Raw genomic sequence first — 14,028 nt, forward strand, 5'->3', positions numbered from 1 at the left:
TTTTGAATAATTTATCCAATTCAAAAACACAGGAATTTCTCGAAGAATTTTTGTTTGGCGAAGATATAGCTCTAAAAGCAGACCGGGATATCGAAACCAAAGGTGGAGATATAAGCACGACGAAAGGTATCGATTGTTTAGTTGATGGACTCCTCGATAAAATGCGAATTCTTCCAGGTCAAATCCCAATGCATCCAGATATCGGAGCTCTTCCCAAACCTGGATCTGTGCCAGACGATTTTCTCAATTTGGTAATCCCTAAAAAAATTCTAGATGATATACAATCTGACTTGGGTGTTCAAACTGCAGATATTGTAGAATTCTCAATTGATTCTGATGCAATCTCTTACATTGTGAAGGTGAATCCAATTGGTGATTTCAAATCCTTTAAGTTAAGAAGAGTTAGAGGCTTAATTGAGTGAAAGTTAATGCCATTAAACCAGATTTTCAAGTTTTTCTATTTGGGTTTGTGCCGAATATCGTAAGTAGGTTATCTAGAAGGCTTTCTCCAGGGGAAATCGCTGCTATGCGTTCTCCGATTGAAATTCCAGGAGAATTCATTGATTCTCTTACTTATGTAGATTCCGTTGATAATGGAAGTTTTACCCTAACTCTCGCAAAAGGTGCAACAGGGAATATTATTACTACCTATGCTGGGAAAGTTCGCATTCGTGAAGTTTTGCGAACTGGTGAGCTCATTGTAGTGACTGAATCACAAAAAACTAAGTTTGTTGGAAGAATTAAAACAGCCAATCACGTAAGTAATGTATCTGGAGAGCAAAGCTATGTGATTTCCGGGGGAGGAATGGAAGACTGTATCCAGTCTCAAACCTTATTTATAGATTTCGACAACTCTGGTCCCAATATCGCGGGACAACCTGCTGAAAGTGTTTCCAATTTGCCAATTCCTAAAATCCAAGCTGCGCTAAATATAATTTCTGAAGTGATTTCTGAATCGAAAACACCTAGCGGAATTATTGAATCACTTGCCGATGCTGCAATAAGAACTCTACTTTCCAATGGGAACTACGGAGGTGAGATTTTTCGGGATCTCATAAGCTATAAATTTGATAAACTGTCTTACACTATCGGATTTATCCATACAGTTCAATGGATCAACAATCAGAGTTTTGGGATTTCTCTTTCGATTTGGTCGCTTATGGCATCAATCGCAAAATCACCGCTATATGAACTTTTCTTCCATTACGATCAAGATTGCGCACTTTATGTTGGCGAAACAACTCCGCCAATTGAAAAAAAATCAAATGGCTTTGGCCTATTAGGATCTGATGACTATACGCCAGATATTTCACTTGCTAAATTAGTTTTTCGGAAAACCCCATTTGATAAGTTAGAAGACGATTTCTTCCTTCCATATTTTGGGATCTCTTCAGAGGTCCCTGAATCTCAATTCAACAGTTTTGACCTCACCGAATCCCAAGAGGATATTTTCTCTGGTGTTCATGTGAATCTCGGGATCCAAGATACCATCACCGGACTCGCTTTAAATCCAGTTACATATAATCCATCTTTACTTGCTAAATTTGGACAAAGAGTAATGCAGATTACAATGGATGGAGTAGGGATGCCTCCAGAGTTGCAAGCACCTGGTTCACAAACAGGTAAGATTGCGTCCCTTCTCAAGATTCAAGAGAAATTATACGAAACATTTGGAACAGGCGAACGGATATTCACGGGTTCATTTTCTGGATTTTATTTTCGTGGATTATGCAAAGGACAAATCATGCGTCTTACGGATGATGATGGCTTTTCCGATTCTCTACACAAAGAAATCAAACAATATCATCCTAATTTTTATGTGACCGGTGTTCGAGTAACCTGGCGACCTGGTTCAGGAATCGCAACTCAAGAAACAATGGTTAAATGGGGGAAACGAATCGAAAACGCCGCTTGGGAAATAGATTAGTCCCATTCTAAAGTTGAATACCAGTCTTCTAAATCCTCTTTTGATTCATGAATTGTCTCTTCAACTTCAATTTCACAGCCGCAGAGTGGATGAACAGGAGCACATAACCAATATGAGGTCTTATTTCTACCTACATTATTTTTTCCTGGCCACACAGCGATTTTTGCTTTTGGATCTCCTTTTATAATATCTTCACCACCATAGAAACTTGAATTCTCAAAATCACTTTGACTTTTGAAAAGTCTGACTACCGTTCCCCAATGATCTGAGCAAAATTCGCATGAATGCCTAGTTTTAGTTTTAGCTTTCACAAACGAAAAACTGGTGTCATGTAAATGTTCTTTGTCTATCTCGAAGTGTTCCCAAAAATTCATTAGTAGTGTTTTAAAACCTCGGAAAGGATTGTGTTCAATTTTCCCTTAATCACAAGAAACTTGGCCGAGTTATCTGGTGTTAAGCTCGATGTCCCGGGTGCTGTACACTGAACTGTGATTTTAGTGATTTCGTCACAGATTTCTTCTAGGATTGATTTCAAAGTTTCTCCTTGTGCAGCTTTTTCCAGAGAGTTTAGAATTGGTGGAATTGTGTGATCGATTTGGACTCTGGTAGTATCTAATTTATCTTTAAAGAGAACTTTATTTTTATCCCATTTTGTTCGATGGCCAGATTCGTGGCCGACGGATGTTTCTTCAGAATCGAATTGAGTAGAATGTTTAAGTAGTGAACTTTTTCCTTTTGTCTCAGCTGCAAATGGATATACCTGGATGACTATCGGATTGTCTCTACGATTTTGGAGAAATCCAACAAGTACCATTTGGCCTTCTCGGTATCCAAATTTGAATCCCGAGAGAAAGCCCAATAGACCGATATAAGGTCCCGGGAGGCGGACTTTCTTTAGAATCTGGCCATTGAAAAGCCGAATGTCGGCCCGGTATTTCATAAGTCCACCGCTAAGAGAATCGATTTCACCTAGCTCCAATCCATTCATGATGCCTGGTTGTGCAAGACTAGGTGGTGCAAACGCAACTTTCGATTGTCTTCCAAATGATGGGAATTCTGGCATGGGAAGGGACAAATTCGTGGATTTTGTAATTTGTCAACGGAAAAGAATCAATTAATAGAGCTTCTACGTTATCCAAATTGGTTGACTCATTGGTTCCTTGTATTCTAATTTTGCATACCGATGGCATTATCACCTAACGAAATTAAATCTAGAGCAATTTCATTTATTCACGACCATAAAGATGACAAATACGAAAAGGGGGAGTCTCAAATATTCTGGAGAGATTTCTTTAATATATGGGGTATTAGCGCTAAAAAAGTAGGGATCTTTGAAGAGAGAGCAAAAACTTTAAAGCAAACGACGGGATTTATTGACTATTTTTGGCCCAAAACGATTCTGATAGAACAGAAGAGTCGTGGTGAAGATTTAGATAAAGCATATAAACAAGCATTAGACTACTGTTTAACCGGAGGTATCCCTGATGAAGAACTTCCAAGTTATATTTGTGTATGCGATTTTGAAAGACTTCGATTGGTAAATTTTACAGACCATAAAAAATCAATAGAATTTAAAATCACCGATCTTCTAGACCACCTTCAACGATTTAATTTTTTACTCGGATATGAACAACGGGAATACAAAGATGAAGATCCAGTAAATATCAAAGCTGCAGAGCTCATGAAGAAATTGCATGATGAGCTAAAGAGGAATGGATTCCAGGAACATCCTCTAAAACTTATGCTTGTTCGTCTGATGTTTTGTTTCTTTGCCGATGATACTGGAATATTCAATAAAGACGATTTTCTTTTCTTCCTGAAAGAACGTACCAAGCAGGATGGTAGCGACTTAGGGCTTTGGATTGCTCAATTCTTCCAAGTACTCAATACCCCTACGGAACAAAGGCTCGCAAACCTAGATGAAGACCTTGCAAAATTCCCTTATGTCAATGGGCAATTATTTGAAGAATCAATTCCATTCGCACAATTTGATAGTGTGTTACGTGATATTTTAATTCAAACTTGCGAATTTAATTGGGCTCTTGTTAGCCCTGCTATTTTCGGAAGTTTATTCCAATCTGTAATGAATACCGCTGAAAGGAGAGAGCTTGGAGCACATTACACGAGTGAAAAGAATATATTAAAGACTATTCATGGACTTTTTCTGGATGATCTGCTGGAAGAATTTGAAACTTTAAAATCAAAAAAGAGTATTAAAGGGCTCGATGAACTATTGGCTCGGATTAGAAAAATTAAAATACTCGATCCAGCCTGCGGTTGCGGTAACTTTTTAATTTTATCCTACCGCGAACTTCGACGTCTTGAAATCAATTTATTAAAGGAAATCAGAAAACTCAAAGGACTTGGACTTGAGTTATCAATTCAAACACTTGAAAGTCTCGATGTTGATTGTTTATACGGAATTGAAATCGAAGAATTTCCTGCTCAAATTGCAAAAACGGCAATATGGATTATGGATCATTTGATGAATGTCGAAACAGGTAAAGAATTTGGAGAGTATTACGTTAGGCTCCCATTGAAGAAATCTCCAATGATTGTCTTTGGGAATGCTCTAAAATTGAAATGGGAAGAAATAATCAGCCCGAATGAAATTTCATACATTCTGGGGAATCCTCCATTTATTGGTCATCATTTACAAACAACAGCTCAGAAAGAAGAACTCAATGTAGTACTAAATGAAATTCAGGCTTCAGGTGTAATGGATTATGTTTGTGCGTGGTATATGTTGGCTGCTAGATACATTCAAAAAAATCCAAACATCCTTGTTGCATTTGTTTCGACAAATTCAATAACTCAAGGCGAGCAAGTAGGAATCTTTTGGAAGCCTATGATTGAAAAATATGGAATCTCAATTTTTTTCGCTCATAGAACCTTTAAATGGAGTAATGAGGCAAAAGGGAAAGCTGCAGTTTTTTGCGTAATAATTGGGTTTTCAAAAATAGAAAAAAGAAACAAAAGAATCTTCTTTTATGAAAATGCTAATGCTGAACCAGTTGAGAAGAATGCATCTAATATAAACCCTTATCTAAACCAAGGGAAAAATATATATCTTGATAACAGAAGTCATCCTCTTTTTGATCATACTCCAAAAATGCTTTATGGTTCAAAACCAACTGATGATGGAAATTTTCTTTTAACAGAAGAAGAATTTAATACTGCAATTCTAGATGATAATCGAATTAAAGAATTTGTGCGCCCCTTTGTAAGCGCGAAAGAATATCTAAACGGATTAAAAAGATATTGTATTTGGTTGGATGAAGTAGATCCATCTCTATACAAAGATATTCCATTCATTATGAAGCGAATTGAAAAGGTTCGGAAGTTCCGATTGGAGAGTAAAGCACTATCTACAAGATCTTATAAATATCATCATCTTTTTAGGCAAGTTACACAGCCGAAGTCTGACTATATTTTAGTTCCGAGACATTCTTCCGAAAATCGATTGTATGTTCCGTTTGGCTTTTTTTCAAAAAATGACATAGTTGCAGATAGTTGTTTTTCAATTCAAAATGCAAACCGTTATCATTTTGGGATTATAACTTCACTTATGCATAATGCTTGGATGCGAGTCGTATGTGGTAGAATCAAGGGAGATTACCGATATTCAAAAGATATTGTTTACAATAACTTTCCTTGGCCAGAAAATCCTTCAGATAAACAAAAAGAAGAAATAGAAAAACTTGCTCAATCGGTTTTGGATGCCAGAGCGCAATTCCCTGAGTCCTCGTTAGCTGATCTCTATGACCCACTAACAATGCCAAAAGTCTTGCGGGATGCTCACAATAAACTGGACAAAGCCGTGGACAAGGCTTACCGACAAAAGCCATTCCAGTCTGAGTCAGAAAGAGTAGAATTCCTCTTTGAACTCTACGAAAAATATACAAATACACTCACATCACAAATAAAGATTCCAAAAAAGAAAGGAAAAATAGGGGAATAGCCAAATTTCGTATTCTAAAAATAATAAAGATCAAATAAAATCAATCAAACTTGATTTGATCAAAACGCCAATTTAGATTATGGAAAGGAACATTTAATTCAAATGGATTATCACTTAGAAAATTTATCGGAGGATGACTTCGAAAAGCTAGTCAATGTTATATGTCAGAAAATTCTTGGAACTGGGATTGTGAGTTTTTCAAAAGGACGTGACGGTGGTAGGGACGGGAGGTTTTTCGGAACTGCTAATTCCTTTCCATCTAATTTATCTCCATGGAAAGGGAAATTCATTATACAATCGAAACATACAAGTGATTATCAAGCAAGTTGTTCAGATAATACATTTTTTGAAAACAAAACTAGTGTTGTAAAATTGGAAATCGAAAAAATTAAAAATTTAAAGATAAAGAATGAAATCGATAATTATCTGCTTTTTACGAATAGAAAAGAAACCGAGACGCGAGAAAATGCAGTAAAATACATAAAATCAGAAACCGGTTTAGAAAACGTCGATATTATTGGAAAAGATACTATACAAAGTTGGTTATCCCAAAATATAATTATCGTAAAACAATTTCGATTAGATAAATTTGCTACTCCTTTCGATTTCTACGAAAATGATATCAAAGATTTAATTCAAATATTTCATGAAAATACTCCAAAATTTACGAATATCAGTTTAGTAGTGGATAGGCCTGCAATTGAAGAGAAAAATAAAATAAATAATTTAGATTCATCGTATTTTGAGAATATATTGATTGAAGACTTAAATAAGTATCATCAGAAAATATTAGAGTTTTTAACTGATCCGAAAAATGAAGTTTTTGCAGGATTTTATGAGGAAACAAGCATTGAACTCAAAAGGGTAATTGAAATCAATATTGATAAGTTCGAAAATTTCAAGCATGTATTCGATTTTCTTACAAGATATATTCTGGACAAAGAACCAGAAAGATTAAAAAAATACAGGAATATAATTCCAGCATTTTTTCATTTCATGTATTATCAATGTGATATTGGGAGAGAAAAATGATAAAACCTCATAAATATTTAAATTTAGATTTGTCGATATTAAATATTTCTGCTTTTATCCTTCAGGATTTAAAAAAAAATTCTATTTTGTCTTACAATGATGTTATAAATTCCAGCATAAATAAATTTGGAGAAAATGTAAAAGACACAATCCCATTCGCACTTAGCTTTTTATTTATGCTCGATAAAATCGAATACCTTGGCAATGAATTGGATGCCTTCCAATTAAAGGGATATTTAATTGAAACTCAGTAAATTGTACTCAAATAAACTTTTCCACAATATAAAATTCAATACAAACAGAGACAAAATAAATATTATTATTGGGGACTCGAAAAAAAAAGAAACGGAAAAGGATCAGCACAATTTAGGGAAATCTAAAATTTTAATTTTAATCGATTTTTTATTATTAAAGAAAAAACATTCTGATTTATTTTTATTCACAACAAAATTAAAATCTGATCCGGAGTCGCCAAATTCAGGAAGCATTATAAAAAATTCTGAAATTATTGCGACCTCAGATAAAGGATCTTTACTATTCCAAGGATACGAATTTTATTTAGAGATTTTATTGAATAGTGGGAAATATCTCGTAATAAAAAGAACCATTGAGAATCCTACGAAAATTTCATTTAAACATTTAGAAAAATCTGATGAAGGTTTTATTTGTTATTCTGATTGGGACGAAGAAAATATTCCAATTGATAAAGCAAAGTCTAGGTTAAATGAACTACTAAATTTCGATTTTAGCCGAAATTACCAACTAGACTATCGTAAACTTGTAAATTATTCTTTGAGGATGCAAGGAGATTATGATTATCAGAGGAATAGCATTTTTCAATTAAGTAAATTCAAAGGTAAGGATAAGTTTTGGAAACCCTTAATGTTTGCTTTGTTAGGATTTAATAAAGAAATTCCACTTAAAAAATATAACCTGGAAAATAAAATTAATGATGATAAAAATACTATCAAAGAGCAAAAAATTACATTCGACATTAATCCGACAGAAATTGATAGTTTGGTTGGCCAAAAGCAGGTCAAAGAACTCGAGTACTCTGATTTACAGAACGAGATTGACAGCTATAATTTTTATAATCAAGATCGCGAGATTATAGACAATTTGGTAGGTAGTTTAGAAAATAATATTTCAGCACTAAATTCTCAGCTATATAATTTAGAATACGATATAAACAAACTAAATCAATCCATAAAAAATGGATTTTCTTTTGATACAGAGAAAATAAAAACACTATTTGAAGAATTCAATGTTTATTTTCCAAATCAACTTTTAAAATCTTATGAACAGCTGGTAGATTTTAACAAAAGGATAACCAAGGAGAGAAACGAGCAAATAAGAGATTCTTTGATAAAAAAACAACTGGAAGTTACAAACATTACGACGGAATTAATTTCTCTAAATGCACAAAGAGAAAAATACAGAGATATTTTAAATGATTCAGCAATTATTAAGAAATACAAAGAATATCAAAGAAAAATGGTGAAACTAGAAACCGAAATTTTACTGATAAATACAAAACTTAATAGTATTCAAAAAATTGAAGCCAAAGAAAATGAAATTAAGACCACCATAGTAAAAGAATTAGATGGCGTTATCGAAGAACTAAAAAGCACAATCGCGAGTACGGGAAATAATGAAAAGTATGCTAAAATAAGAAGATTATTTTCGGATATTACTAGAAAGATTACTCATTCGCAAGCTTATATTTCAATGGCATTAAATCAAAGTTCAAACATTGAATTTGAGTGTAAATACGAAAATAGTGCTAAAGATGAAGGAACTACATATTATAAATTACTCTGTATTGCTTTCGATATTGCAATTCAATCCGTTTATTCGAGCGAATCATATTTTCGGTTTATATTTCATGATGATGCATTTGCAAATTTAGCAAACACTCGCAGAATTGATCTTTTAAAAACTGTAAGGGAATACACAAAGAAATACAATATTCAATATATTTTCTCTATCATAAAAGATGATATACCAAGTAATTTTTCATATGAAGATGATGAGGTGATTTTGGAGCTCCACGATAGAGATGATTCGGGGAAGTTATTTTATATGAGCTTTTAATTTAATTCAAATTTATGATAAATTTAGACTATATACAATAACCTCGTTTAATTTTCACTAAATCAGATAAAAACCAATTTGGAAATTTTCGCTGTCCTGGATTTGGGTACTAGCCATATCTAATGGTCTTGACTAGACTTTAGCCTAATCTTAAGTTAGTTCATGAAAAATTTTCTATTCATTCTTTTCTTTTTAACAATTACATTTCCTATTTTCAGTAAAGACGAAAAACCGAATGAGGCCAACGGGCATGATTTGGTCTGCAAGCAAATTAGAATTATTGCAGGTGATGACTCACCTATAGTTAAAATGATGTCAGAGTTGACCAATCCCAATAGTGAAGGCGGAATGCTGGCAATGGCAGGGGTAGTCCGATGTGAGAATTCCACTTCAATTTGCTATGGCGCTTCTGGAAGTGCGCTTTCTTGTCACAAAAAATAATACTGAACCAAGCTTATACTGCGCAATCGTTCCCCTTACGTTAAAATACAACATCAACGAGGAGAGTTTGCAGTTCTGGGCCTCAGAGAGCAAAAACCGTATAAATTGCCACTAATTAGATAATAGGAGGAAATTGCTTCAAATTTGGAGTTAAATAAATAAAAAAATTGACGATAGTAAAGACATAATCTAAAAAGTGGTCTAAAGATTACCGTCGTTAAATACAGAATCGGTAAATGTTTCAACTCGGGCCGACTTTCTGGGCTCTTAGACATAATTAGAAGAACGAATTACAAGTAAGGCAATAAAAAAATGGATCAGGAGTTTACGGATTTAGTCGTAAAAAATGCGAAATCAATAGCGGTTTCTCATTTATGGGCTTTTTACAGGGACAAAGATGATTCGCAATTTTCTAGAAACCCAAGCTTAGACTATCATTTACATTTCATTTCGTTTGATGATGACAATGAAAATATTGGATTTTTATGTCTGGATACAGGAGATTTCCTTTTTTCGGACAGGGCGACTTTTGGGAATAGCACCCATAGAGTATTGAAAACGGAATTGATTCACACCTTCATAGACAATTTAACAAATTATTTAAGTGTTCAAGGAAAAGACAAAGACCTAGTGGAGCAAATTGTATTAAACAAATGCCCTCAAGTTATTTGGGATAAATTCAATGAAATAAAGAATGCAACTTTCTTTAAAAGCATAACTGGATTAGCGAATTACCTCGATACCCGAAAAGTGGTTACGGGTAAAACTCATGATATTCATTCTCAACCGGAAACTTACAAGAATTTTGAGTATGAAATCTTGGAGGAACGAGGTTTACAGACAGTAAACTAAAATGTTATTTCAAGACGCTCTAAAAGAAATAGTTGAATATGCGAATAGCAAAGGTGTAACCATATTAAATAAAGAACAATGGACGATTTTCCAGATACAAAGAAATGGTATCTTGATTGAATTACTGAAAATTCCAAGAAGAGAAAATACAAATACAAAGATTCATAAAAGTTTTCTCTCTCAATGGAAATCTAAAATCGATGACTGCGAAAAAGTTTTCATAGAATTTGCCCAGACCCAAAAACCTTGACAAGCATTACCGCCTACGTCTAGATTAGGCAATGATCAGAATAGTTTTCCTTTCTTTAATTTTAACTTCCTCCCTCTCCGCCAAAACCCTGGATAACAAAGCGTTTTGCGAAGTGATAGCACAGGGGAAGGAAGCAGCTGACCTGAAACAAAAAGGGCTCACTGTGAAAGGGGAACGACTGCAAGGTGAAGTCGAAACAAAACTTAAAACTTTTATTACAGTTGGAACGCAAATCTTACCAGACGAAAATTTGAGAGTCATAAAGAGAAGGGGGAGACTTCCTGAATATGTGATTCAGTGCTTGGATATTAAATATTCGGATGAAATGAAAGTAGAATACTCCAGTGAAAAGAAATATTATAAGAATGCTGGATCATTCTGGATATGTTACCAAGGCGATAAGAACAATTGTGCAAAGAATCAATTAACGGATATTGGCATATATGAAAAATTAGAAGAGAATGTTCAAGGGAAGTCACGATACAATTCCATTCTTGGAAATTTCGTAATAGCCCCATCACAATATGGAGACCTTTATTCTTATCACCATATAGATGGGTTACAGGTTCACGTGATAATTTCTAAAGTAGAATCAACTCAGAGCGTTGAAATAGATTAGTTTTTTAGAATAATGCTTTTAGATCCGTTACGATTCCATTGAGATCTTTGATACGATCAATCATCATTTTAAATATTTTGTCCTGTAAATCGTTTGCTGTTTTGAAAGCATCGCCAAGTGCCGCTTCCTGATCGAGGGCATTTGCGTGTTCAATATGTCTTTGCCCACCGTAATTACTGACCGCTTGTGCTGCCTCTCTTCCATAATCTGCAGCTTGATCATTTGTGCTAGTTTGGCGACTAATATCCATAACGTCTTTTCCTAAGCGAACGGAATTTTGACCTTCTGTAGCCGTTATAATTCCTTGCTTTTTTAACCAAATAGCTTTTGTTTTCGGATCCATCCCTTGAGTCATTTGATTAATAGCTGCAGTATTTGCCTGGCTTCCCATTCCTTCTTCAGCTGCTGCCATTGCTGCTAAATAATCTCCACCATTCTGTTGCATATGGTGAGCAACTAACATTGAATTCATTTGACCACCGTCTTTGGTCATATTATCGTTCATTGCGCTATATACAGAACTCAATCGATTATCTCTTATTCCAGCATCTCTCAAATTAGATAGAGTTCCGGAAACCTGACCAGCAGATTGAATCCCCATTCCTGAATTATATGCGTTTTCAGAAATCCCGGATACTTGTTGTATAAACTCAGCTTGTCTTAGTCCTCCAAATCCAGAACGAATTCCATCGGTCATAATTTTTTTAAGTGCAGATTCATTCTCCTGAAATCCACCGAATTTATTTAATTTCGCAAATAACTCTGCTCCCGCAGTTCCACCAATCCCCTGAGTAACTCCAAACTGTGCACCTAACTTAGAACCTTCGGTATCAAAATCTTGGCCAGCAGCACTACCACCCAAAACCCGAGCTCTTGATATTCCAATCTGTCCTACCTCAGCATTTCTAACTATTCCACCACCACCTGAAGCATAGCCACCGAATGCGCCAAGTGTTCCTTCTTGTGATTGCATTGCCTGTTGGTGCATTCCAGCCATTGAGGAAATAATGCCAATACCTGCACCCACAACTGCGCCTAATCCCATCGCAAGAGGTCCAATAGCGGCACTCATGCGCCCTAAGGCACCTGATTTTTTATCTTCGCCTCCAGCCGGAGGGGTACCACCAATCGGTGTACTCCCATCGCTACCACCTCGACCAGGTATTCCGACACCTCCACCAAATGCACCAGATCCACCTAAGCCTCCTTTTAGGTATAGATTCATAATCCTTGCTTCTTTAACTTCAAGGATGTTGTATTTCGATTTGGCGTTAGGTGATGGTGCTCCGCCACCTAACCCATGACCGCTATCCTCTGAGTTACCACCATCATTCTCAGATTTCCCCGTTTTGATTTTATATTTATCCCATTCCTTCTTAGTTGTGTCCTTGAATTTTCTGGCTGATTGAATTTTCCTATTGATGATGCCTGAGAATCGACCTGATCGCAATTCCGAAGAATCTTGGTCAAGAGGACTTGCATCTGCTCCGGCCTGATAACCCTCGCCAAGTGATTGGGTTCTTTTTTGGTTTTCTGTAAGTTCTTTTTTCTTTGGTTTTTCTCCTCCGCCAGAACTTCCGCCGGTCTTCCCATTCCCACTTCCTGAACCTCCACCAGCACCTTTTTGGCGTTTGGAGATTTCAGAGACTATTTCTGGTCCAAGTTTTTGCGCTAGTTTCGATGCAATACTGTCAATATCTATGAGTACTTCGGCCATGACTATGCCTCACCTATCTGTTGTTTTAGTTCAGCGATCTCACTTGCCCGTTTTGATCGTGCAATTCGTTCTTGGTCTGCTTTTGGAAGTTGACTTATACCTTTATCTATCCAATGAGATAATGGCCGTTTCTCGAGTTCTTCGATTTTCGTTTTTGTGCCCATATACTTTTGAATTTGTTCAAAATCAGGACGAACTGATTCCGCAAGGAATATCGCAAGTTTTTCCTCTGTTTGGAAATCCTCGCTAGTCTGGTACCCTCTCGGCAATATCCGGAACTCTTTTAGAAGATAGAGATTTAGAAGACTGTCTAGGTTGTTTTGCAGAAGCTTTTGTAGATACAACGGTTCGGTTATTTTTTTTTAGACCCGCTTGATAGGCCTTTTCTAGCTTCGAATATTCTTTCCAAACAGAGACTGTAAAATTTTCGTCGGGGATATCCGCAAAATCTAACCCTTCTAGTTCTGAAGGTCTATCAGATATTGTATAGTTCAAAGTCACAAAAACATATTCCGATGTATAAGTTTGGTTTGGAATTGAATCGAGTGAAACACCACCTAATCTACGTGAAATGAGAATATCTATATTACGACGATCTGAAGGAAGAGGGAATCTTCCTCCGAATTTATGACCATCAACTTCAAATTGGAATTCTCTTTCGACTCCAGGGAATAGACCCATACTTAGTTATCACCTTCCATGTGTTGAATTCGAATTATCTTAAAGGAAACGTTTCTAACACTTGGTTGAGTAGTTGAAATATTTGTTCTGCGAGTATTGAGTTTTGCAACACAACGCATAATTCTTTTCCCAGTACTTTTTTCCCTAAATTCCCACAAATTTCCTTTTTTAGTTAAGATATTTGTTAAATCAGGGAGAGACTTTACTATGGAGCCAGGATCTTTTTCATCCGTGATAACCCACATTTTTCCAGAAAATGAGCCATCAAAGAATAATGCTTTTGTATCCTTCGGGAAAAAATCACCAATTGCACGAATGTCAGTTTGGTTATAGTTTTCATCGACATCTATATCATCCACATAAGCAGCAAGTTTTCCATCTATGTAGACTTGAGCATTGGACCCAACTAGGATCGAAGTATCTGGTATGTCACCAATTGAGATATCTGGCATGG

Annotated in this window: 15 protein-coding genes and 1 pseudogene; 10 read left to right on the forward strand and 6 right to left on the reverse strand. The window is 35.6% G+C overall.

Annotated elements, in window-relative coordinates:
• Positions 1-422 (forward strand): annotated as a pseudogene (locus DI076_RS20200) (hypothetical protein); the annotation flags it as partial.
• A gap of 104 nt (positions 423-526) precedes the next feature.
• Positions 527-1,927, forward strand: a complete 1,401-nt coding sequence (locus DI076_RS18280) for a hypothetical protein (RefSeq protein WP_245918574.1) — start codon at positions 527-529, stop codon at positions 1,925-1,927.
• On the opposite strand, the gene DI076_RS20385 is transcribed toward DI076_RS18280, so the two are convergent.
• A complete protein-coding gene (locus tag DI076_RS20385; protein WP_245918575.1) occupies positions 1,924-2,301 on the reverse strand; it encodes a hypothetical protein in 378 nt (125 codons plus the stop codon). The genes DI076_RS18280 and DI076_RS20385 overlap by 4 nt on opposite strands.
• Positions 2,301-2,990 (reverse strand): hypothetical protein, encoded by a 690-nt coding sequence (locus DI076_RS18290; RefSeq protein ID WP_245918577.1) that lies wholly within the window; start codon positions 2,988-2,990, stop codon positions 2,301-2,303. Before DI076_RS18290 ends, DI076_RS20385 begins: the two co-directional genes overlap by 1 nt.
• Before the next feature lie 120 nt (positions 2,991-3,110).
• Here DI076_RS18290 and DI076_RS18295 point away from each other — a divergent pair, with 120 nt between their 5' ends.
• From DI076_RS18295 to DI076_RS18330, 8 genes are all read left to right on the forward strand, one after another.
• Positions 3,111-5,888, forward strand: coding sequence for a class I SAM-dependent DNA methyltransferase (locus DI076_RS18295; RefSeq protein WP_108961297.1), 2,778 nt, complete (start codon positions 3,111-3,113; stop codon positions 5,886-5,888).
• Between the two features lie 102 nt (positions 5,889-5,990).
• Positions 5,991-6,920 carry an ABC-three component system protein gene (locus DI076_RS18300; protein WP_108961298.1) on the forward strand — a complete coding sequence of 310 codons (930 nt, stop codon included), beginning with the start codon at positions 5,991-5,993 and terminating at the stop codon, positions 6,918-6,920.
• Entirely contained in the window at positions 6,917-7,174 is a 258-nt protein-coding gene (locus DI076_RS18305; protein ID WP_108961299.1) for an ABC-three component system middle component 8, read from the forward strand. The genes DI076_RS18300 and DI076_RS18305 overlap by 4 nt, the downstream gene beginning before the upstream one ends.
• Positions 7,161-9,014, forward strand: a complete 1,854-nt coding sequence (locus tag DI076_RS18310; protein ID WP_108961300.1) for a DUF2326 domain-containing protein — start codon at positions 7,161-7,163, stop codon at positions 9,012-9,014. Before DI076_RS18305 ends, DI076_RS18310 begins: the two co-directional genes overlap by 14 nt.
• Positions 9,015-9,176: 162 nt before the next feature.
• Complete coding sequence (locus tag DI076_RS18315) at positions 9,177-9,455, forward strand: hypothetical protein (RefSeq protein WP_108961301.1); 279 nt, start codon at positions 9,177-9,179, stop codon at positions 9,453-9,455.
• 312 nt (positions 9,456-9,767) lie between these two features.
• Positions 9,768-10,307, forward strand: a complete 540-nt coding sequence (locus DI076_RS18320) for a hypothetical protein (RefSeq protein WP_108961302.1) — start codon at positions 9,768-9,770, stop codon at positions 10,305-10,307.
• A gap of 1 nt (position 10,308) precedes the next feature.
• Complete coding sequence (locus DI076_RS18325; RefSeq protein WP_108961303.1) at positions 10,309-10,557, forward strand: hypothetical protein; 249 nt, start codon at positions 10,309-10,311, stop codon at positions 10,555-10,557.
• Between the two features lie 31 nt (positions 10,558-10,588).
• On the forward strand, positions 10,589-11,176 hold the full coding sequence (locus DI076_RS18330) for a hypothetical protein (protein WP_108961304.1): 588 nt from the start codon (positions 10,589-10,591) through the stop codon (positions 11,174-11,176).
• 4 nt (positions 11,177-11,180) lie between these two features.
• On the opposite strand, the gene DI076_RS18335 is transcribed toward DI076_RS18330, so the two are convergent.
• From DI076_RS18335 to DI076_RS18350, 4 genes are read right to left on the reverse strand one after another with little or no spacing between them, the layout of a single operon-like run.
• The gene (locus DI076_RS18335) at positions 11,181-12,893 is read right to left on the reverse strand and encodes a hypothetical protein (protein WP_108961305.1); all 1,713 of its coding nucleotides are present in this window, start codon (positions 12,891-12,893) and stop codon (positions 11,181-11,183) included.
• A 2-nt stretch (positions 12,894-12,895) separates the two neighbouring features.
• Positions 12,896-13,162 carry a hypothetical protein gene (locus tag DI076_RS18340; protein ID WP_108961306.1) on the reverse strand — a complete coding sequence of 89 codons (267 nt, stop codon included), beginning with the start codon at positions 13,160-13,162 and terminating at the stop codon, positions 12,896-12,898.
• Positions 13,140-13,574: a hypothetical protein gene (locus tag DI076_RS18345; RefSeq protein ID WP_108961307.1), complete on the reverse strand. Its 435-nt coding sequence runs from the start codon at positions 13,572-13,574 to the stop codon at positions 13,140-13,142. Before DI076_RS18345 ends, DI076_RS18340 begins: the two co-directional genes overlap by 23 nt.
• Positions 13,575-13,576: 2 nt before the next feature.
• Entirely contained in the window at positions 13,577-14,026 is a 450-nt protein-coding gene (locus tag DI076_RS18350) for a hypothetical protein (protein ID WP_108961308.1), read from the reverse strand.
• Positions 14,027-14,028: the final 2 nt, after the last annotated feature.

The sequence above is a fragment of the Leptospira ellinghausenii genome, assembly GCF_003114815.1.
Taxonomy (GTDB): domain Bacteria; phylum Spirochaetota; class Leptospiria; order Leptospirales; family Leptospiraceae; genus Leptospira_A; species Leptospira_A ellinghausenii.

Excerpts from the sequence above, each read along its gene's own strand:
- DI076_RS18280 (WP_245918574.1), top strand. The coding sequence starts at position 527 with ATGCGTTCTCCGATTGAAATTCCAGGAGAATTCATTGATTCTCTTACT.
- DI076_RS20385 (WP_245918575.1), bottom strand. The coding sequence starts at position 2,301 with ATGAATTTTTGGGAACACTTCGAGATAGACAAAGAACATTTACATGAC.
- DI076_RS18290 (WP_245918577.1), bottom strand. The coding sequence starts at position 2,990 with ATGCCAGAATTCCCATCATTTGGAAGACAATCGAAAGTTGCGTTTGCA.
- DI076_RS18295 (WP_108961297.1), top strand. The coding sequence starts at position 3,111 with ATGGCATTATCACCTAACGAAATTAAATCTAGAGCAATTTCATTTATT.
- DI076_RS18300 (WP_108961298.1), top strand. The coding sequence starts at position 5,991 with ATGGATTATCACTTAGAAAATTTATCGGAGGATGACTTCGAAAAGCTA.
- DI076_RS18305 (WP_108961299.1), top strand. The coding sequence starts at position 6,917 with ATGATAAAACCTCATAAATATTTAAATTTAGATTTGTCGATATTAAAT.
- DI076_RS18315 (WP_108961301.1), top strand. The coding sequence starts at position 9,177 with ATGAAAAATTTTCTATTCATTCTTTTCTTTTTAACAATTACATTTCCT.
- DI076_RS18320 (WP_108961302.1), top strand. The coding sequence starts at position 9,768 with ATGGATCAGGAGTTTACGGATTTAGTCGTAAAAAATGCGAAATCAATA.
- DI076_RS18325 (WP_108961303.1), top strand. The coding sequence starts at position 10,309 with ATGTTATTTCAAGACGCTCTAAAAGAAATAGTTGAATATGCGAATAGC.
- DI076_RS18330 (WP_108961304.1), top strand. The coding sequence starts at position 10,589 with ATGATCAGAATAGTTTTCCTTTCTTTAATTTTAACTTCCTCCCTCTCC.
- DI076_RS18335 (WP_108961305.1), bottom strand. The coding sequence starts at position 12,893 with ATGGCCGAAGTACTCATAGATATTGACAGTATTGCATCGAAACTAGCG.
- DI076_RS18345 (WP_108961307.1), bottom strand. The coding sequence starts at position 13,574 with ATGGGTCTATTCCCTGGAGTCGAAAGAGAATTCCAATTTGAAGTTGAT.
- DI076_RS18350 (WP_108961308.1), bottom strand. The coding sequence starts at position 14,026 with ATGCCAGATATCTCAATTGGTGACATACCAGATACTTCGATCCTAGTT.